The 21,818-nt window shown below is 38.1% G+C and carries 13 protein-coding genes; 7 read left to right on the forward strand and 6 right to left on the reverse strand.

Annotated elements, in window-relative coordinates; all coding sequences use genetic code 11:
- The first annotated feature begins 96 nt into the window (after positions 1–96).
- From O0955_RS14970 to O0955_RS15000, 7 genes are all read left to right on the forward strand, one after another.
- Positions 97–3,243 carry a SusC/RagA family TonB-linked outer membrane protein gene (locus tag O0955_RS14970; RefSeq protein WP_269428365.1) on the forward strand — a complete coding sequence of 1,049 codons (3,147 nt, stop codon included), beginning with the start codon at positions 97–99 and terminating at the stop codon, positions 3,241–3,243.
- 11 nt (positions 3,244–3,254) lie between these two features.
- The gene (locus tag O0955_RS14975; RefSeq protein ID WP_269428366.1) at positions 3,255–4,832 is read left to right on the forward strand and encodes a RagB/SusD family nutrient uptake outer membrane protein; all 1,578 of its coding nucleotides are present in this window, start codon (positions 3,255–3,257) and stop codon (positions 4,830–4,832) included.
- A 217-nt stretch (positions 4,833–5,049) separates the two neighbouring features.
- Positions 5,050–6,456, forward strand: coding sequence for a glycoside hydrolase family 30 protein (locus O0955_RS14980; RefSeq protein ID WP_269428367.1), 1,407 nt, complete (start codon positions 5,050–5,052; stop codon positions 6,454–6,456).
- A 47-nt stretch (positions 6,457–6,503) separates the two neighbouring features.
- Positions 6,504–8,297 carry a cellulase family glycosylhydrolase gene (locus O0955_RS14985; protein WP_269428368.1) on the forward strand — a complete coding sequence of 598 codons (1,794 nt, stop codon included), beginning with the start codon at positions 6,504–6,506 and terminating at the stop codon, positions 8,295–8,297.
- A 17-nt stretch (positions 8,298–8,314) separates the two neighbouring features.
- On the forward strand, positions 8,315–9,508 hold the full coding sequence (locus O0955_RS14990; protein WP_269428369.1) for a hypothetical protein: 1,194 nt from the start codon (positions 8,315–8,317) through the stop codon (positions 9,506–9,508).
- 124 nt (positions 9,509–9,632) lie between these two features.
- On the forward strand, positions 9,633–11,960 hold the full coding sequence (locus O0955_RS14995) for a TonB-dependent receptor (RefSeq protein WP_269428370.1): 2,328 nt from the start codon (positions 9,633–9,635) through the stop codon (positions 11,958–11,960).
- A gap of 3 nt (positions 11,961–11,963) precedes the next feature.
- The gene (locus O0955_RS15000) at positions 11,964–12,764 is read left to right on the forward strand and encodes a DUF4249 domain-containing protein (protein ID WP_269428371.1); all 801 of its coding nucleotides are present in this window, start codon (positions 11,964–11,966) and stop codon (positions 12,762–12,764) included.
- Positions 12,765–13,335: 571 nt separating this feature from the next.
- On the opposite strand, the gene O0955_RS15005 is transcribed toward O0955_RS15000, so the two are convergent.
- From O0955_RS15005 to mutL, 6 genes are all read right to left on the reverse strand, one after another.
- Complete coding sequence (locus O0955_RS15005) at positions 13,336–16,062, reverse strand: carboxypeptidase regulatory-like domain-containing protein (RefSeq protein WP_269428372.1); 2,727 nt, start codon at positions 16,060–16,062, stop codon at positions 13,336–13,338.
- Positions 16,063–16,356: 294 nt separating this feature from the next.
- Positions 16,357–16,989 carry a nitroreductase family protein gene (locus tag O0955_RS15010; protein ID WP_269428373.1) on the reverse strand — a complete coding sequence of 211 codons (633 nt, stop codon included), beginning with the start codon at positions 16,987–16,989 and terminating at the stop codon, positions 16,357–16,359.
- Positions 16,990–17,115: 126 nt separating this feature from the next.
- A complete protein-coding gene (locus O0955_RS15015) occupies positions 17,116–18,222 on the reverse strand; it encodes an endonuclease/exonuclease/phosphatase family protein (RefSeq protein ID WP_269428374.1) in 1,107 nt (368 codons plus the stop codon).
- The gene (locus O0955_RS15020; RefSeq protein ID WP_269428375.1) at positions 18,222–19,076 is read right to left on the reverse strand and encodes a rhomboid family intramembrane serine protease; all 855 of its coding nucleotides are present in this window, start codon (positions 19,074–19,076) and stop codon (positions 18,222–18,224) included. Before O0955_RS15020 ends, O0955_RS15015 begins: the two co-directional genes overlap by 1 nt.
- Positions 19,069–19,800, reverse strand: a complete 732-nt coding sequence (locus O0955_RS15025) for a rhomboid family intramembrane serine protease (RefSeq protein ID WP_269428376.1) — start codon at positions 19,798–19,800, stop codon at positions 19,069–19,071. The genes O0955_RS15020 and O0955_RS15025 overlap by 8 nt, the downstream gene beginning before the upstream one ends.
- A 47-nt stretch (positions 19,801–19,847) precedes the next feature.
- Positions 19,848–21,686, reverse strand: coding sequence for a DNA mismatch repair endonuclease MutL (gene mutL, locus O0955_RS15030; protein WP_269428377.1), 1,839 nt, complete (start codon positions 21,684–21,686; stop codon positions 19,848–19,850).
- Positions 21,687–21,818 lie beyond the last annotated feature (132 nt).

Consider the following 21,818-nt stretch of genomic DNA (forward strand, 5'->3'; position numbering starts at 1 on the left):
CTACTAAAACTATCTTCCTCCATTAGATTTGATTTGAGTTGCAGCAGCTGTGCAGGCACTCGAACTAACCAAATCATTTACTAAAAACTATTTTCTATGAGAGGAAGATTTACATTCGTATTCTTCATTTACTGTTTGATGGTATTTCCCTTTGCTTTAATGGCTCAGGACATCACCGTTACAGGAAAAGTAACAGATCAAAAAGAGGGGTTACCACTTCCCGGGGTAACTGTAAAAGTAGAAGGTTCAAACAGAGCCGTTTCTACAGATGGCACGGGCCGGTTTTCAATTCAGGCGGCAAACGGAAGCAGATTAACATTTAGCTTAATCGGTATGGCATCCCAAACCGTAACCATTACCTCATCTACCGTTAATGTAAGTTTGCTTACAGATGCTAAAGAATTAAGTGAAGTTGTTGTTGTAGGTTATGGTACGCAAAAGAAAAGCGTGGTAACCGGGGCCATTTCAAGTGTTAAAGCATCCGATCTGGAAAATCAACCCGTTGTTAGGATTGAGCAATCTTTACAGGGCCGTACTTCTGGTTTAACTATTGCTGCAACCTCCGGACAGCCAGGATCAAGTGCTACCGTTCGCTTAAGGGGATTTACCTCATTCGGAAATGATAAAAATAATCCTTTATGGGTGGTAGATGGAGTGGTAATTGACAATGGAGGCATAGGTTATTTAAATCAGGCCGATATTGAATCTATAGAAGTACTGAAAGATGCGGCATCGGCAGCAATTTATGGTGCACGTGCGGCTTCCGGCGTAATTTTAGTCACCACCAAAAAAGGTAAGGCAGGAAACCTGAGCATTACTTACAGTGGTTATTATGGTACACAGGCACCTGCAAAAAAACTGGATCTGCTTAATGCAACAGAGTATGCTACAGTAAGGAATACAGCGGCTATTAATGCCGGTAAAGCTGCTCCATATCCAAATGCGCAATCTTATGGTGAGGGTACAGATTGGCAATCGTTAATTTTTAACAACAGCGCACCAAAACAAAATCACGAAGTAAGCATTAGTGGCGGAAGTGAAAAGGCAACTTTTTATACTTCATTCGGTTATACAGATATTGATGGGATTGTAGCGACTCCGATTTCTAAATTTAACCGTGCAAATGTTCGTTTAAACTCAACTTACAAACCGGCAAAATGGATTACCATCGGAGAAAATTTGGGCTATAGCCATGCCGTTAATAGTGGCATCGGAGAAACCAACAGAGAGTACGGAGGCGTATTAAGTTCAGCCGTGAATTTAGATCCGATTATGCCGGCAATTATTTCTGATGCAGCTTCAGCAGCTACAGTTTATAACCCCAACAATCCACTGGGATTGAAGGATGCAAATGGTAATTTTTATGGCGTTCCGGCAGGTGGTTTTCAGGAGATGAAAAATCCATTGGCTTACATTCAAACCCGTTTGGGCAATTACAGCTGGGATCACAATATTATTGGTAACGGTTTTGTTGATGTTGAACCAATTGCTGGTTTACATGTTCGTTCTACGCTGGGTACAAAAATGGCCTTTTATGGTGGCGATAGCTTTACGCCTGTGTTTTTCTTAGGCTCAGGCCCGGGTGGATCAAATTTATCTGCATCCCTTTCACGTAATCTTAATTATGTAATTAATTACAACTTTGAAAATACCATTTCTTATAACAGAATCTTTGATAAACACAACATTACCCTATTGGTTGGTCAGGGTGCTTATAAAGATGGTAACGCCAGGGGGGTGTCTACAACTTATGCCAATATTCCCGCAACCACTTTTGATGAGGCTTCTTTCAGGTACAATACACTACCTGCCAACAGAACAACGAGTGGAAACGACGGAACAGACCATAAGGTTAACTCTTTGTTTTCGAGGTTGCAATACAATTATGCAGAGAAATATTTAATGACTGCGTTAATCAGACGTGACGGTTCTTCAAGATTTGGACAGAACAATAAATTTGGTTACTTCCCTTCTGCTTCAGTAGGCTGGGTACCAACTTTAGAAGATTTCTTTCCTAAAAATAATATCGTTTCCTTCCTGAAAATCCGTGCAAGTTACGGGGTAACCGGACAAGATTTAATTGGCGATTTCTCTTTCGTGCCAACCGTTGGTCCGGGGCGTAACTATACTTTTGGCTCTACCGAAGTCATTAATGTAGGTTACAGTCCAAATGCACCGGCAAACCCCGATTTGAAATGGGAAGAAACCAGACAAACCGATATTGGTTTTGATGCTGTTTTATTCAGAGATTTTACTTTTGGTTTCGACTGGTATAAAAAGAAAACCATTGGTATTTTGCAAAACCCTCCCGTTCCGGGTTATACCGGTAGCGGTGCTTTTGCTGCAAATGTTGCCGATATGCAGAATACAGGTGTTGAATTTGAATTGGGCTATCGCAAGCAATTTGGAGAACTTAATGTAAGTGTGAATGCAAATGCTTCTTTCTTTAAAAATGAAGTCACTAAATTATTGCCTGGAGTTACTTTTATTGATGATAATACCGCAAGTTTCCAAACTTTGGGGGGTATTACCCGTACCGCTTTAGGCAGGTCTTACAATGAGTTTTTTGGTTACCAGAATTTAGGTATTTTCCAAACACAGGCAGAAATTGACAGTTATGTTGGCCCTTCAGGAACAAAATTACAGCCTAATGCTAAACCTGGCGATTTTAAATTTGCAAACTTAAACGGTGACAATGCCATTAATGGTGATGACCGTACTTATCTGGGCAACCCTGCTCCTAAAGCCAGTTACGGTTTAACCATTAATCTGGCTTATAAAAACTTCGACTTCTCTGCATTTGGAAGTGGTGTTGCCGGCAATACTATTTTCCAGGGTTTGCGCAGGTTAGATATTGGTACGCAAGCTAACTGGCAAACTAAAATTTTAGACAGCTGGACACCAACCAATACAAGTGCTACTCTACCGCGATTGGTAGAGGGTGATCCAAACGGAAATTATTCAAAATTTAACTCGGTATATCTTGAAAAAGGAGATTATTTCAGACTAAGAACCATTCAGCTGGGCTATTCATTTCCTAAATCAATCACCAGTAAATTGAGGATGCAAAAACTACGTGTTTATGTGTTAAGCGAAAATTTATTTACCATAACCAAATATTCAGGATACGATCCGGAATTGGGGGTAACCAGCGATGCGGGTGGCGGAGCAGTATTCAGTATAGACCGCAGTGCTTATCCACAGGCACGTTCATTTCTGTTTGGTTTAAATGTTGGATTTTAATGACTATAAAAATGAAAACTAAAATAAAATATATTCTTGCATTGGTAATTGGCTCCCAGTTATTAAACTCATGCAAAAAAGATTTAGATGTAAATTTCCAGGAAAGGATACTGGTTGATAATTATTATAAAACCCCGGCTGATGCATTGGCCGGTCTGGTGTCAGTTTACGATAGGTTCGGTTTTCAGGACGGAGGTTTATTTGATAAGGTAGCGATTATGGATGTAGCTTCTGATGACCAGATTGCTGGCGGTGGTAATGCTACAGACGTAAATTCCCTTCAGGTAGTCTCTAATTATACGCTCAGTCCTGCGGTTGGTCCGCAAGGTTACCTTTGGAATAAGGGTTATGCAGGTATTTACAGGGCAAACATTTTACTGGCCAGAATCGATGGTATTCAGATGGATGCAGCTACAAAGTCGCGTTATACAGCTGAAGCTAAAACATTGCGTGCACTGTTTTACTTTGACCTGGTTCGTTTCTTTAAAAAGATTCCTTTAATTACAGCCGAAGTTCCGGTAAGTGGGATGTATGATGTAGAGCAGGTGGCACCCGCTGATATTTATACTTTTATTGAAAAAGAATTGCTTGACGCCATTCCTGGTTTACCAAACACGGTTCCGGCAGCTACCGAAGGAGGGCGTTTAACTAAAGGTGCAGCGCAGGCTTTATTGGGTAAAATTTATTTATGGCAGAAAAAATATCAGCTGGCAGCAGATCAGTTTGCGATTGTAAACGGACCAACTCCTGGTCAGGCAAACCCAACTTATGGCTATAAACTACTGCCAAACTTTGCCGATTTATGGAAATACAGCAACAAATTTAATAGCGAATCTATCCTGGAAATTGTACACACTGGCGCTTCTAACGGTGGCTGGGGCGATGCCGGTGCAACCGAAGGTAATCTTTTAAATATTATTACAGGGCCACGTGGTTACAACGCCAATCCCGGAGCACCAGATTATTACGGTGGTTACAGTTTTCTGGTATTCAGAAAAGAGTTTTTTGATTTTATCCACTTTGATCCGCGTAATAAAGCAACCGTGGCAAACCTGGATAGTTTGGAAAAAAACTATGTAATTGGAAATTACGATGGCTTAGGACCGGTAAATCCTGGTGTTAAAAAGCCGGGTTATACCCCTGGTTATTTGAATACCGGTTACTTTCTTGAAAAATTCCTGGCCCGTAATTCCAACAAAACAACTGTGGGTACAAATTACGACTTAAATTTCTCTCAGGATATCTACGAAATCCGTCTGGCAGACACCTATTTGCTAGAGGCCGAATCTTTAATGGATGCGGGTGCTGCGGTAGGAGCAGGTTCAAGAGCTTATCAGCTTTTAAATGCAGTAAGGGCAAGGGTGGGTTTAAATCCGGTTGCTGTTACACAAGATAATATCGAAAAAGAAAGACGACTTGAACTGGCCGGTGAAGGACACCGCTGGTTAGATTTAGTGCGTTGGGGTAAAGCAGCTTCTGTTTTGGCATTTAAAGGTTTTGTAGCTGGTAAACATGAGGTTTTTCCAATCCCTCAAAATGAGCTTAACAATACTAAAATCGTACAAAACGATGAATGGAAAGGTAAATAAGCCTTTTATAAGAATATTCGCCACCCTGAGTTAATTTCAGTATGACGAAAAGATTAAACAACTAGTTTAAAGCCCCGGTTAATTTAAACATTAATCGAACTCAGGGTAATATGGTTAGTTTAATTTTGGTTTAATTGTTAACAGGAGGGGGAACTAAACAACCCCTCCCTGTTTTACCTGAAGTGAATGCCGCCTCCATTTCTTAATTTGATATTACATGACAATACATAAATTTTTTGCCCTTCCTTTAACCTGCCTGCTGGCTACACTGTCATTTTCTTTACAGGCACAAAACACAGCCGAACTTTGGCTTACTAAAGCAGATCGCTCCGTTTTATTCTCGAAACAAGATGTTACGTTAAAATTCAGCACCGAAAAAAATAATCAGCCCACTATTTTAGTAAATGATAAAGAAGTTTTTCAACCAATTGACGGATTTGGATACTCACTTACCGGTGGCAGTGCACAACACATCATCAACATGTCTGCCCAGGCCCGGGCTGCATTACTTAAAGAATTATTTGCAACTGATGGGAATAACATTGGAGTAAGTTACATCCGTTTAAGTATTGGGGCTTCAGATTTAAATGAAAAGGTATTTTCTTATAGTGACCTTCCCGAAGGACAAACGGATTTAGAACAAGCTAAATTTGATCTGGGTTTGGATAAGCAGGACGTAATTCCCGTAATGAAAGAAATTCTGGCCATAAACCCTAAGATTAAAATATTAGGCTCGCCCTGGTCTCCTCCTTTATGGATGAAAACCACTTACGATGCCCGTGGTGGGATGCTAAAACCGGAGTATTATGATGCCTATGCTAAATATTTTGTTCGTTATGTACAGGAAATGAAAAAGGAAGGCATTACTATTGATGCCGTTACGGTGCAGAACGAACCTTTACACCCCGGCAATAACCCCAGTTTATTAATGCCCGCACCTGAGCAGGCAACTTTTGTTAAAAATAATTTAGGTCCTGCTTTTGAAAAATCAGGAATTAAAACTAAAATCATTATTTACGATCATAATGCCGATCGCCCCGATTACCCAATTACTATTTTAGATGATGCAAAGGCCGCAAAATATATTGATGGTTCCGCTTTTCACCTGTATGGAGGTAAAATAGAAGCATTAACCGATGTACATAATGCACACCCGGATAAAAACATCTATTTTTCTGAGCAAATGGTGGTCGAACGCCCCGGCAGTACAGCAATTAATATTACAGGGCCTGTTAAACGTTTAATTATTGGCGCCACCAGAAACTGGAGCCGCAATGTATTGGAATGGAACTTAGCGGCCGACTCTGAAAACAAGCCCTTTACCGATAGAGGCGGTTGTCCTTCCTGCCAGGGCGCTGTAACCATAGATAAAGATCAGGTAAGCCGGAACCTGGCTTATTATTCTGTTGCACACGCTTCAAAGTTTGTTCGTCCCGGTTCAGTACGTATTGCATCAACCGAATTTCAGGATTTATCCAATGTAGCCTTTAAAACGCCAGATGGGAAAAGGGTATTGATTATAGCCAACACAGGTAAAGAAACAGCCACGTTTAACATCAGTTTCAACGGTAAAATGTTGGCTACAAGTCTGGATAAAGGCGCAGTCGGAACTTACATTTGGTAACCATTCCTTAAAATCCCTGTATATTTTTTACGTTAATCAAAAATTTCATGTCACAAAAACCAATCAAAAAATATCTGTTAGCTATTTGCTCCAATACTATAAAACCCATAAGCCTCATTTTTTTGTTTGGAATAATTTCCTTCAACAGCTTTGCACAAGGGTTTTTAAAAACCGAAGGCAAAAAAATTGTAAATGAAAAAGGCGAAAATGTATTGCTGCGAGGCTTTGGTTTGGGCGGTTGGATGCTGCAGGAAGGCTACATGCTTAAAATTAATAAAGAAGCACAGCAATATAGAATCAGAGAACGTATAGAGGAATTAATGGGTGCAAGGCAAACGCAGGAATTTTATGATGCCTGGCTAAATAACCATACCCGAAAAATAGATATCGACTCCTTAAAAGCCTGGGGTTTTAATTCCATTCGGTTGCCTATGCATTACAATTTGTACACCTTACCCGTTGATAAAGAACCCGTAGCTGGGAAAAATACCTGGCTGGAAAAAGGTTTTGCCTTAACAGATAGTTTGCTGTCCTGGTGTAAGGCCAATAACATGTATTTGATTTTAGATTTACACGCTGCACCGGGCGGACAGGGAAATGATTTAAATATTGCCGACAGAGACCCATCAAAACCATCACTTTGGGATAGCGAAGCCAATCAGCAAAAAACAATTGCCCTTTGGATAAAACTTGCCGAACGATATAAAAATGAACCTAATATCGGTGCCTATGATATTTTGAATGAACCCAACTGGGGCTTTCAGAATTTGCAGGAAGATAAAAATGGAACTAAAGAAAAACTTAATGCCCCGTTAAAAAAACTGATGGTAGACATTACAGCAGCCATTCGTCGGGTAGATCAAAAACACATCATTATTATAGAAGGTAATGGCTGGGGAAACAATTACAATGGAATTTTTCCGGTTTGGGATAAAAACATGGTGCTGAGCTACCATAAATACTGGAATTATAACGATCAGAGCTCTATTGCACATATTATTAAAGCCAGAGAGGAGCAAAATGTACCTGTTTGGCTGGGCGAAACCGGCGAAAACTCTAATGTTTGGTTTACAGATGCAATTAGTTTACTGGAAAAAAATAACATTGGCTGGTCGTGGTGGCCCCTAAAGAAAATTGGATTTAACAACCCAATGGAAATAAAATCCAATCTAAATTACAACAGCGTGGTTAAATATATGAACGAAGGCGGCAATAAGCCTAAAGAAAGTAATGTGTACAGCGGTTTAATGGAACTTGCAACTTATGTAAAGTTAGAAAATACAATAATCCACAGAGACGTAATTGACGTTATGATCCGCCAGCCGTTTTCCAATGAAACTAAGCCATTTAAATCTAATATTGTAAAAAATAACACCATTATAAATGCAGTTGATTATGATTTGGGCAAAAATGGTTATGCTTATTTTGATGTAGATACTGCCGATTATCATGTTTCTACCGGGAAAAGAAGCGCAGGCAACCGTGGCCGGATTTACCGCAATGATGGCGTAGATATTTTGAAAGACTCTCTGCAATACGAGAAATATTATGTATCCAGTACTGAAAAAGGAGAGTGGCTGCAATACACCGTTTCAGTGGAGAAAAAGGGCAATTATACTTTAAAATTAAATACCGCTTCAAACCAAAGTGATGGAAAAATATCGGTTTCAGTAGATGGACAAATCGTGGCAAAAAACATTAGTGTTCCTAATAATGGAAATGCAAAGGTTTTTGTGCCTTTCGAGATCAAAAATGTTCCTTTAAAGGCAGGCAAGCAAGTCATCAGAATCATAACCGATGCAGGTGGTTATAATTTTAATTATATTCAATTTCTAAAATAGCATTAGCACCCTCTGTTTTGAAAGGCTATAAACGAATTCTGTTCCTGTTCGCTGTAATTACTACCGTAATTATTATCCTATCGAGGTGTATGAGTGTGGGCAGTCAATTGCCAAAAGACATCAGGGGTGAAAATTATACCGGAGCCGCAACTTGCATCAAATGCCATGTGGCTCTATCACAATCCTTTGCACACAATCCGCATGGCTTAACTTCTAAACCCGTTAATAACCAGGATTTAAGCCGGGTTTTTGAGCCAGATTCCAATACCTTTTCTTTCAATGCGCATATGCGTGTAGTAATTGAAAAAAGGAATAAAGGCATTTATCAGGTGGCCTACGAAAATGGAAAAGAAACCCACGCAGAACGTTTCGATATTCAGTTTGGATCTGGTGAAAAAGCTTTTACTTACGGCTACTGGAAGGGAAAGAAACTGATGGAGTTACCCTTATCTTATTTTACTTCTATAAACAATTGGGCAAACAGCCCCAGCTTTCCTTTAGATAAAATTTACTATGGCCGGGCAATTACCAGTCGCTGTTTTGAATGTCATGGCAGTTATGTAGAAAAAAAGACAGTCCAAAAATCGGCGTTGGCATTAGATGAAGAAATGGAAAAAAGATCTCTCATTTATGGCATAGATTGCGAACGTTGCCACGGACCTGGGAAACAGCATGTTGTTTTTCACATGGAAAATCCCAAAGAAAAGACAGCTAAATTTATAACCATTTATAAAACACTGAGCCGAAAACAAAAAATGGATGCCTGTGGCGTTTGTCATTCCGGTAATGATGTTTTGCCTCAAAGATCAGTTTTTGGCTTTCAGCCGGGAGACGATCTTAATGCCTACTACATTCGGGATTTTGTATCCTTCGGTGGCGCCAATCCTGATGTACACGGCAATCAAACTGCCATGTTAACCGGAAGCAAATGTTATCAAAAAAGTGAAACCATGACTTGCCAGTCTTGTCATAATACCCATGAAAGTATAAAAAGCAGTGTGCAATTGTATAGTCAGCGCTGCATAAACTGCCATAAAACAACAACGCATAGTGCACTAACATTAGCTAAAGGTATCCTTAAAGATAACTGTATTGATTGCCATATGCCCAAGCAGCCTTCCAAACTGATCAGTTTTCAAAAGGCAGGACAAAATCAGGTAAGCCCTTATCTTTTGCGTTCACACCATATTGGTATTTATCCCGTAAAATAACTTTTTACCGGTTGTTTTCTAAATGTTAAAATTTGGATTTTAAGCGTCAATGTCTTGACAGTATACTTTTTAAGAAGTTGTAATTCGTACATTTGGACTCAATCTCAAAAAGATTATTTTAGATATGTCCTTAAAATTTTACTTTCCGATATTCCTGCTTTTTCTTTTTAGTACCTCAGCAATAGCACAAAATAAATTTACGTTAAGCGGTACCGTTCGGGATGCTGGCACAGGAGAAACCCTGATTGGCGCTACGGTAAAAATAACGGGAAGCACCATGGCAGGCACCCAAACCAATGCCTATGGTTATTATGCTTTAACCCAAACCAGCGGCACATATACAGTAACCATTAGCTATACCGGTTATACATCCGTTACCAAAAGCATTAATTTAGATAAAGACATTAAGCTAAACGAAGAGTTAAAAAGCGCAAACGATTTAGCCGAGGTAGTAGTAAGTGCAAATAACCGCAAAAATGAAAATGTAAAAAGTGCTCAAATGGGACTGGAAAGGGTGGATATGAAATCATTAAACACCATTCCCGTTTTATTGGGCGAAAAAGATGTGTTAAAAACCATTCAGCTGCTACCCGGTGTAAAATCAGGAGGTGAAGGCAATACCGGTTTTTACGTTAGGGGAGGTGCTGCAGATCAGAATTTAATTATTCTGGATGAGGCCGTTGTTTATAATTCATCACATTTACTGGGTTTCTTTTCTACTTTCAATGCCGATGCCATTAAGGATGTAAGTTTATATAAAGGCGGCATGCCGGCCCAATATGGCGGACGTTTATCCTCCGTTTTAGATGTAAAAATGGATGATGGAAACAATAAAGAATTTAAATTTCAGGGCGGCATTGGGTTAATCGCTTCCCGTTTAAAAGCCGAGGGACCTATTGTTAAAGACAGAGGTTCTTTTATGGTCAGTTTCCGCAGAACTTATATTGATTTGTTTTTAAGGGCTTCGCCAGATTCATCCATAAACGGAAGTACCTTAAATTTTTACGACATCAATGCCAAAGCCAATTATAAAATCAACGATAAAAATACCATCTACATTTCAGGCTATTTCGGTAAAGATAATATTGGTGTAAAAGATCTTTTTGAAAACAATTGGGGTAATGTAACCACCACCATCCGCCTGAATCATATTTTTAATGCGAGGTTATTTTCCAATACCTCTTTAATTTACAACAACTACAATTATACAGTTCGGTTGCTTAATGATGTAACCAATTTTAAAGCTACATCACTGGTTAGAGATTTTAATTTTAAAGAAGATTTTCAATATTTTAGCAATAAACACACGCTGCGTTTTGGTTTAAATGCAACCCAGCACCGTATTTCTCCCATTGATATTACCACTACTTCGCAAGAATCGCAGGTAAACCCGCTTACCCAGGAAAAGCGCTACGGACTGGAAACGGCTGCATACATTTCTGACGAATGGGCCGTGAATGATAAATTAAATATTCTTTACGGATTACGTGTAGCTGCATTTTCATTAATGGGACCGGGTAATTTTGGACAGTATGATGCCGCAGGAAACATTATTAGTGTAGACCGGGCAGAAAGTGGTAAATTTTATAAAAACTACCTTAACCTGGAACCCCGTTTTTCTGTAAGTTATCTTTTTAATGAACAAAATTCAATTAAAGCCTCTTACAACCGCAATACGCAAAACATCCATATTTTAACCAATGCCACATCCAGTTCGCCAACCGATCAGTATGTGTTGAGCAGCAATAACATTAAACCCGAAATTGCCGATCAGGTGGCTTTAGGTTACTTCAAAAACCTGGAAGAGAACAATTATGAACTTTCAGGTGAAATTTACTACAAGTGGATGCAGAATCAAATTGACTATAAAAATGCAGCACAGTTACTGGCCAACTCAAATGTAGAATCTGAACTACTTTACGGAACAGGTAGAGCTTACGGTTTAGAATTATTTTTCAAAAAGAAATTTGGAAAACTGAACGGCTGGGTAGGTTATACACTTTCCAGAACGGAAAGAAAATTTGCCGGATTAAACAATGGAAACTATTTTCCGGCCAGACAGGACAGAACACACGATTTATCGGTTGTAGGCATTTATAATTTAAACAAGCGATGGACATTTTCTTCCAGTCTTATTTACAGCACAGGTAATGCCGTTACTTTTCCGGCAGGTAAATACAATATTGGCAATCAAACCACTTATTATTATACCGAAAGAAACGCGGGAAGAATGCCTTACAACATGCGCCTTGATTTAAGTGCAACCTTAGAAGGTAAAAATACAGGCCGTTATCAATCCAGCTGGAATTTTGGAGTATACAATGCACTGGGTCGCAAAAATCCATATTCAATAGAGTTTATTAATGATCCAAACGACCCGACAAAAACAGTTGCTGAGCAAACTTCACTTTTTGGATTAATCCCTTCGGTAACCTGGAACTTTAAATTTTAGTACATGAAAACATTAACCTTATACCTTGCCACTCTTTGCCTTTGCTTTACGGCCTGTAAAAAGATAATTAGTATCGATACCGATAATGCAGCAGCACAAATGGTGATAGAAGCAAATATTACCGATCAGCTGGCAGATCAACAGATTAAAATTACCAAATCTGTAGGTTACAGTGATCAAAGCGTATACCCTAAAGTAAGCGGCGCAAGTGTAACCGTAACCGATAGTAAAGGCGTTAGTTATCTTTTTACAGAGAAAAGCCCGGGACTTTATGTCAATAGAATGAAGGGAGTACCAGGTTTAACCTATAATTTGCAGGTAAATGCAGAAAATAAAAATTATACTGCAACAGCTGTAATGCCTAAAACCGTTAAGTTAGATTCGGTTGGTGTGGTAAGTAATACCTTTTTTGGTAAAGAACTTAAAACCGCTGCGGCTTATCTGGCAGATCCATCTTCAGAAGCCAATTACTATCATTTTTATTTATATGTAAACGGCTTATTATCTAAACGCATCTACGTAAACGACGATCGCCTGACTAATGGTAATAAGCTGCGTTTGCAATTGTACTACGAAGAAAATGATGACGACGATGAAGGATTAAAAACCGGGGATAAAGTAAGTGTGGAAATGGAATGTATTGATGCTAATGTTTTTAAATACTGGTACGCATTGAGTCAACAATCCGGTAGAGGGCCCAATCAGGGTACAACACCATCAAACCCAACTTCAAATATTTCTAATAATGCTTTAGGCTACTTTTCGGCACATACCTATCAGCAAATCAGTATTACCGCACCCTAATGCATTAAAGGGGCGTACGCTCACCTTTTCCGGTTACACTGAAACTGATTTAGCATCATTTGTATTATAGATGGTATCAAATCATTATTGCAGTACAAACAATTTTCTACTTTTGTTATGCAGAACAATAAACTGTTCGATTTTTGGGGAAAGAATTTATCGTTATTCAGCCCCTTGTCATTACAGGATATGAAGCAATCTTCTCTCTTATGCTCAGGTATAGCCAATCCGGATTTCGTAAAAGAATAAAAAAACAGATAGAATTGTCTTTTTGGAAAGCAGTTTTATTGCTAATTGGCTTCTTCAGTCCCGCTTTCCCTGCTGCCGATTGAAAAAATCGGCATTCGTTCAATCGGGTTTAGATAACGAACAGCTGTGTAATTAATTTATTCCCACTCGTCATTGCGAGGCACGAAGCAATCTCATTTAAGCAATAAGCTCTGCTAAGTATTCTTGCTTCGGGGTTTAATATTATTGCCTATACTTATCCTTTCTCACATATTAATCCGGTTTAAATAAAAAATGCCGGATGAACACACCCGGCATTTGTAGAAAAAATATTGATTTAATTTTATTTTACCGTGTACTTAAAAACAGAACGGCCTAAGTTACCATTACCATCAATTCCTTCAACAACAACTTTATATTGCCCTTTGCCATCTGCATTGAAAAATTCAAAAGAAGCATTTCCGCTTGCATCAGTCATTACTTTGGGATTCCAGTAAATAGTAGTTCTTAAATCGTTGCGGTTTAAGTTTGCAGGCACATCATATTTAGGGACATAAAACTGGCGATCCTTGCTGTATCCTTGCGGAGAAAAAGTGATTTCGTAGTTTTTAGGTAACATATCCAGCAACTGGCTTTTAGAAATTTTGGTGCCTTTAGGAGCTTTTTTCTGGTTAACAACAATAACCCCGTTCACATTATTTGCCCGGTTTACAAGGCCAAGTTCATCTCTTAAAAATACTTCAACCGATTCTATATTACCCGCTTCTAAAGTATTAAGCTGGTTAACATCCATCAGCATACCGTTGATAAATACACCCATCGGTATTTTTTTGCCCGCATTATAGTCTCTGGTTACATAAAAATTATTCTCAACAAAAGTAACGCCCGGCAGCATAGATTGTAAACAGTTAATTAATAAATTACAGCCAGTCAACCTGTCGCCTGAAATTTCATGATCGGCCATCTGGCTTAAACCCGATAGGGCAGGATAATCTTTATGGCTTACCTTTGGTATGGCGGCAGCCTTAATGGTTACATCTTTTAAGGTGTGTAAATAAGAATATTGTTTTTGGCTATTGGCCAGATAGGTAGTTAAAGCACTGTCGATATTTAGCACCTCTTCCGGAGCATTTAAGCTTCTGGTAATGCTCGGTGTTGGCGATCCGTTTAAACTAATCACCATAGCTTTGTAGTTTACATTGTATTTTGCCGTGATGGTTACTTTGGATGAATCGTTAAAAACCAGGTTAGAAAACTTAAAGTTACCAACCGGATCTGTAGTACCCTCTAAATTAAAACGTTTATCCGGAATGGTTAATAAAAGCGCACCCTTTCTAACCGGAATACCATTGGCCATTCTTAAAATACCCGAAACTTCTATGCCCTGCTCCGGTAAAAATTCTACTTTAGGCAGTTTACCTGCGATAATATCCGGATAAGAATAACTGCGATAACCCTGCGTTAATAAAAGAACATCTAAATCGGCATTCTTTTTAGCATCAGGATTGTTAAAGTAATAATTTGGTTTTTCTACATAACCTTTAATATCACTGTTTAACAATAAACCCGTAAATATAGTACTGGCACCATCCTCATTAAAAGGGACCTTATTTTCATCAATAACCGATACGGAGAAATTGCCTGCAACAGGCGCCGCATCTTTTTTAGCCGCTAAATTTATTTTAACTTTTTTCTTTGGTCCGTAGGCAGGTAAAGTACTGCTTACACTTAGAGCTAAACCATTTTTTTGTTGTACAAAAATAATTCTTTCACTAAGCGGGGTACCATTTTCAGCAAATAAGGTAAACTGCGAAATACCGGTTGGAAACTTAGATTTTAAAATAGAAGTAGTGTATTCCTTACTCGATAAAGCGGTTTGCGCACCATAACAAATTACACCTTTGCTTTGCGCTATGAGATAGAACTTTCTACCCTGGTTTTGTTGGAAAAAGGCCTCGTTCGAAGCAATTTTAACCACTATATTATCCGGATTGCTATTGTCTGCCACAATGGTGATTCCTGTTGCTGTAACAGCAGGTAAAGCAACAGTTTGCGCTGTGCCATCTGAATAAGTAACCGTTGCTTTATACGTTTTGCCAGCTTCAGGTGTGATCATAAAACTACCCATTCCCAAATGCTGAGCCGTAAAAACAGCAGCCTGTTTACCATCATTATCTGTTACAATACCTTTGGCATTAATGCCCAATCCATCACTTTTAATGGCTTTAAACGCAACCTTGGCTGCTAAACCAGCAACCAGCTTACCCCCTTCAGGAAAAAACTGAATATCTTTACTTACAATAGCGCTTTTTAAAGAAAAGCTATTGTTAACTACATCCTTTTCTGAAGTATTAATACTGGTTACCAATTGTCCTTTTTGCAATTGATATTCTGCCTTTTGGTTCGCCGTCATGTTAACGGTTAAATAACCATTAGCATCGGTTGTACCCCTGCCTTTTGCTATAACAGTATAACTGGTAATAACCTGCCAGCTTACATTTTTATTTGCATAAGGTTTGTTATTCGCATCTTTAAACTGGATACGGGCATCTATTTTTTCCTGCTTATCTGTAGAAGAATTTTTAAGGGTAATATTGGTTTTAACCTCTTTATCAATCGCTTCGCCAATAAAAAGAGTTTTATTAAAATAGGCCGGGCTCTCAAAGTTTAACATCCACATGGTATATGCCCTGATGTGATAATTGCCCTGCTTATAATTAACCTGATCTAAAGGAATATTTCCGCTGGCTGTTCCATCCGTAACCGGTAGTTTAACCGTTTGAATAAGCGAATCCTGCCGGTTTATTACATCAACATACACAACCTTGCTTAAACCCGATAAAAAATTCTGGTTTTCAGTAATGTAAGCTTTAAACCAAATGGTATCTGCCACGGCATAATAAGGTTTATCAAAGTGCAGGTAAATTTTTTCAGTAGGGTAGTCGTTTAAAACTTTATTGGTTTTATTAATAATGGTGTTAATGCTAACGGTATCGGTTTGAGCCGATGAAGTGAAGTTTAGTACAGATATAAAAGCAACTAATATTAATAAAACTCTAAAAATCTTCATGAATTGGAAATTAAATACTGAAAGGTAAATATATCCAATTATAAATAGAGCGCCTAAAATGTTGGCATGTTTAACACTTTTTTACATAAAAATTGAAACAATTTTGAAAACGCCATACAACAAAAAACAGGTTGCTTATTGGGCAACCTGTTTTTATAACATTAAGAAATGCAGCTGTTTATTTTAATGCAGCTCAATGAAAGGAAATGTCTGTCATTGCAAGGCACAAAGCAATTTTACAACACCAGTTTTCCTTTCCAATGCATTAGGATTACTTACAACTACTATAACCCCTTATTTAAATTCGATTAAAAATTCATTTAAAGGCGTACGTACTTTTTTAAGATTTACCAACCAATCGCCTTCAGGATCACGGTGACCTAAAGGAAGTAAAGTTACACTGCGTAAACCCTGTTTATCTAAACCTAAGAATTTATCCAGTTCAGGTCCGTTAAAACCTTCCATAGGTGTTGCGTCTACTTCTAAAATAGCCGCTTCAGCAATGGCAATACCAAAACCAATATAGGCCTGACGTGCCGCATGGTTAAAGTTTTCTTCAGCAGTTCTGGATAAGATCATTCCTTTTAATTGCGCTTTATACGCATCAGTTCCGCTGTCAGGTAAACCACGTTCAGCATTCATTCTGCTAAAAACATGATCTATTCCTTCTTCAGTATAGTTTTCGTTTGCAGCAAAAATTAATAAGTGAGAAGAATCTATAACTTGTGACTGGTTGAAAGCAATCGGCGCAATTTTTTCTTTTAATTCCTGGTTGGTAACCACAATAACTTTAAAAGGTTGTAAACCTGAAGAAGTTGGTGCTAGGTGTGCTGCGGCTATAATTTTATCAACCTTTTCTTGTGCTACAGGCTGACCATTCATTTTTTTAACGGCATAACGCCAGTTCAGGGCATTTATTAAGCTCATATTTTAAGTTTTTTATTTTCTATTAACAACACAAATATCCATATTAACTTAAAACTGTTTGTTGATGTATGGTAAGAATTGCCGGAGCTATCTTAAAGGATAGTTAAAGAATGTGCTGAAATATTTTTATGGAAGAAATCTAATGTCACTTCTAACCGGAAAGTGATCGGACAATTTTGCCTGGGTAATGTGGTAATTTAAAATTTCTAAATCTTTGGTCGTGGCAATGTAATCAATCTGGAAATTAGGAAACTTACCATTATAGGTTCTACCCAAACCCGATCCTTTTTTGATAAAGGCATTATTTAAACCCGAGGTAATTTGAGTAACTACATAAGAAGCAGGTGTATCGTTAAAGTCGCCGGCAATTAAATAGGGCGTTTTACATTCAGCCATTTCTTTCTTCATAATATCCACCTGATTGCTTCTTTTTAAAAAGGCACTTTTCAGCATTTTTAAAATCCGTTTAGAAGGTTGCAATTCGGTATTCATTTCCTTCACCTTATCCAGGTAATCATAATCCTGTTTTTCAAAAGATATAGATTGAAAATGCACATTATAAATTCTTAAATTTTTACGTCCAATTTCTAAATCCGCATAAATGCTCATATTGCCACCAATGCTCTGTTCAAAAGGAATTTTGCCGGTATCTTTAATTTTGTATTTAGAAAAAATAGCCAGACCAACAGCTTCATAATCATTTTTGTTGGTAGGCACGAAGTAATAATATTTGGTGTTAAGCAGCGCCTTTAAACTATCGATGGTATCAAATGAACCTTTGTATCGGGTATAAAATTCCTGGAAGCAAATAATATCAGGATTTTGATCTTTAACCACCTGCAACATTTTTTCTTTAACCGATTCGGTATTATTCTCCCCATAAAGTTTAAAGCTATGTACATTGTAAGTCATCATTCTGATACTGCCATCTACTTTTTCTGTCTGCCCCTCATTGCCTCCAATAGCCAACGTTGCCTTTAGGGTTTTATAACCAAAGGCAATAACCACAAACGTAATCAGCGCAAATAACCACTTTTTACTAATCGACCACCAAACTAAAAATATAACATTTGCCAGCAAGGAAAATGGGTAGGCCAGGCCAAAAAAAGCAATAATTGCATGTTTCCTCGGATCCATACTGCCAGCTACAGTGCCGAGCAATAAGAAAACAGCCAAAACAACAGCAATGGGTAAAAGTAATTTATCAAAGAAATTATATTTCCGCTTAGCCATTAATCTTTACTCGCTTTAAAAAGTTTTTCTTTCTCAACCGGAGATAATTTATCATAACCCGAAGTCGAAATTTTATCTAAGATGGCATCAATTTCCTGTTGCGAAACGCCCTTAAATTCTGCTTTTTTAACAGGTTGTTCATTTCTAACCACCTTTAGTTTAGGTTTGCGCTCAAAAATTTTACTCCAGTCTTTTCCACTTTGTAAACTTTTAATAAATACAAAACCTAATAATGCACCCCCAAGATGTGCTAGACTGCCACCAGCATTAAAAGAGGTAATACCGATGATATCTAAAATAACATAAGCTATGGCCAGGTATTTAATTTTAACTTCTCCAAAAAACATCAGGAAAATTGCATAGTTGGGCACCAATGTTGCCGTGCCTACAATAATGGCCATAACGGCTGCTGATGCACCAATAAGTACCGCAGAATTTACACTAGATGCAAAAAAAGGAAACAGATTAAAAGCCGCAATATAAAATATGGCACCAGCCATACCACCTGCCAGATAAACAAAATGGAACTGGCGGGCTTTTAAAAAGTTCATAAAGATATTGCCAAACCAAAACAGCCCCAACATATTAAAAAGAAGGTGTAAAAAGCCTGCATGAAAAAACATGTAGGTAATTATCGTATAGAAATGAGTTGGGAGTGCCGATACAGCGGCAGGTAAAGCCAAATAATCACTCATCCAATCGTAGATGTTAAATTTTATACCCCCAAGTAGGCAAAAAATAGAAATTAATGCCGGTACAATAAATAAAATAACATTAATGCCAATGTAAAAAAACAGTGGATTACCCGATTGGAATATTTTAAACTTTAACTCTTTGAAAATATTATTATTCATACAGCGTATAAAATGTATCTTTTTTATCCTTCCATAGTTTAACCAGGATATAGCCAATTAAAGCACCCCCTATGTGCGCATAATGTGCAATAGAATCGCCTTGTATTTGTGCTACACCCAAAGAAAGCTCTATTAAAATATAAACAGGAATAATGTATTTAGCCTTTACCGGAACCGGGATAAACATAATCATCAGTTCAGCATTAGGGTAAAGCATACCAAAAGCGACTAAGAGCCCAAATATGGCCCCCGAAGCACCAACCATACCTCCAAAATAAATTCCATATAAGGTAGTTGCATCAGTCATCGATAAAACTTTTCTGTCAAATTGCCCCTGATAAAAAGTCTCCATGTTTATTTTTCCGTTGGCGGTTATGCTGCCTAAAATTTGATGTACCTCATAGGCTTGTACTGCCCATTGTAAAAACAAGGCACCCAAACCGGTTATTAAGTAAAAAATAATGAACTTTTTTGCACCCCAACGTGTCTCCAGTATGCTTCCGAAAGAGTAAAGGGCAAACATGTTAAAAAAAATGTGGGCAATACCACCATGCATAAACATGTAAGTAATGGGCTGCCACAATCTGAATTTTGGAGAGTTAAAATAAAAGGCTCCAAATAAATCATCAAGATGTAAATTAGGAATCAGATTGGTTGCCGCAAAAAATAAAATATTTATAATCAGCAGGTTTTTAACTACCGGAGGTATATATATGTTGTTCATTTATTCTTTTAAATTCTATAAAGGAAAAGGAGCATTTAATTTAATCCCTATTTCTCAAATTTCTTATCCAGTTCTGCCAGGGTAATGGTTTGTATAATTGGCTTTCCTGTTACGCTAAAGTTAGGTGTTTTACATCCAAAAAGTTCATCAATAAGTGTATTCATTTCTTCCTGACTCAACGCCGTTCCGGCTTTTATAGCACTGTTTTTTGCTAAACTCCGGGCTAAACTATCCCGTTTATTCAGTTTTAATTCTTGCTGAGAATTTTTAAACCCTTCAATAAGCTGTTCAAACAGTTGTGTTTCATTAATATTACTGCTTCCCAAATCAACAGGAATACCTTCTACCACTAACGTGTTTTTCCCGAATTCACGTACATCAAAGCCTAAACTTTTTATATCATCCAGTAAACTTTTAGCCAGTTCAAAGTCATTGGCATTTAAAGTAATGGTTTGCGGAAACAAGCTTTGCTGAGAAGCCCCTTTCCGGTCTTCGAGATGTACGAGAAATCGCTCATAAAGGATTCGCTCATGCGCCATTTGCTGATCGATAACCATTAAGCCCGATTTTATTTGCGATACAATGTAGCGGTTATGCAATTGCATATATTGTTTTTGCTTCGTTTCCAAAGCTGCATCATCTGCATAAAAAGAAGTTTGCTCCACAACAGGCTGCTGGGTTACTTCGTATAAAGAACCCCAGTTTTTTGTGCTTGGTTTAGCTTCATAATTTCTTGGACTAGTGGTATAACCCAACCCAACTTCCTTATTGTCGCTGGTAAAGGGATTAAAATCCGGATTAAAACTAATGCTTGGCGGTACAATATCTTCAACCGCCTTCTGGGTAATCATATTACTAAAACCCGTTTCCTGATCAAAATCCAGGGTTGGCGAAATGTTATAACGGCCAATAGATCTTTTTACGGCAGATTTTAAAATTGCATAGATAGATTTTTCGTCCAGGTATTTAATTTCAGTCTTGGTCGGATGTACGTTAACATCAATTTTTGCCGGATCAATTTCAATAAACAAAACATACAGCGGGTAACTGTCATCAGGTAAAAGATCATCAAAGGCCGAGCTTACCGCATGATTTAAATACGGATCTTTAATAAAACGATTATTCACAAAGAAAAACTGTTCACCCCGGGTCTTTTTTGCAAAAGCAGGTTTTCCAATAAACCCTTTTAAGTTAATAATGGTCGTATCCTCTTCAACCGGAACCAGACGCTCGTTATAATTGTTTCCAAATAAATGGACAATCCGTTGCTTTAAATTTCCTTTTGGCAGGTTATAAATCTCTACACCATCATGGTGCAAACTAAAAAATACAGCCGGATGAGCCAGGGCAATACGTTGAAACTCGTCGATAATATGGCGCATTTCCACCGGATTGCTTTTTAAGAAATTTCGCCTGGCCGGTGTATTGAAAAATAAATTTTTAATGGCTATTTGTGTGCCGGGCGAAGTGGCTACGGGTTCCTGATTAATTACCTGAGCGCCCTCAATGGTAATGCAGGTGCCAATTTCATCTTCGTGCCTGCGGGTTTTCATTTCAACCTGTGCAATTGCAGCAATTGAAGCCATGGCCTCGCCACGGAAACCCATTGTGCGAATGGCAAACAAATCTTCAGCTTTTTTTACTTTAGAAGTCGCATGGCGCTCAAAGCACATTCTGGCATCAGTAACACTCATGCCGCAGCCATTATCTATAATCTGAATCAAGGCTTTACCTGCATCTTTTATAACCAGTTGAATTTTGTCTGCTCCGGCATCAATAGCGTTTTCAAGTAATTCTTTCACTGCAGAAGCAGGTCTTTGAACAACTTCTCCGGCAGCAATCTGATTGGCAACAGCATCAGGTAATAAATGAATAATATCAGTCATGTATAAAGGCAATGTGAAATTGCTAAATTATATAAAATAAGCTTAAGGAAGGCGGTTTGTTTAAAACTCAACACATAAATGACTATCGTTAAAGACATAAGATTAATGGATTTAAAAAAGAAGCAGATAAAA

The sequence above is a fragment of the Pedobacter punctiformis genome (assembly GCF_027213715.1).
Lineage (GTDB): Bacteria > Bacteroidota > Bacteroidia > Sphingobacteriales > Sphingobacteriaceae > Pedobacter > Pedobacter punctiformis.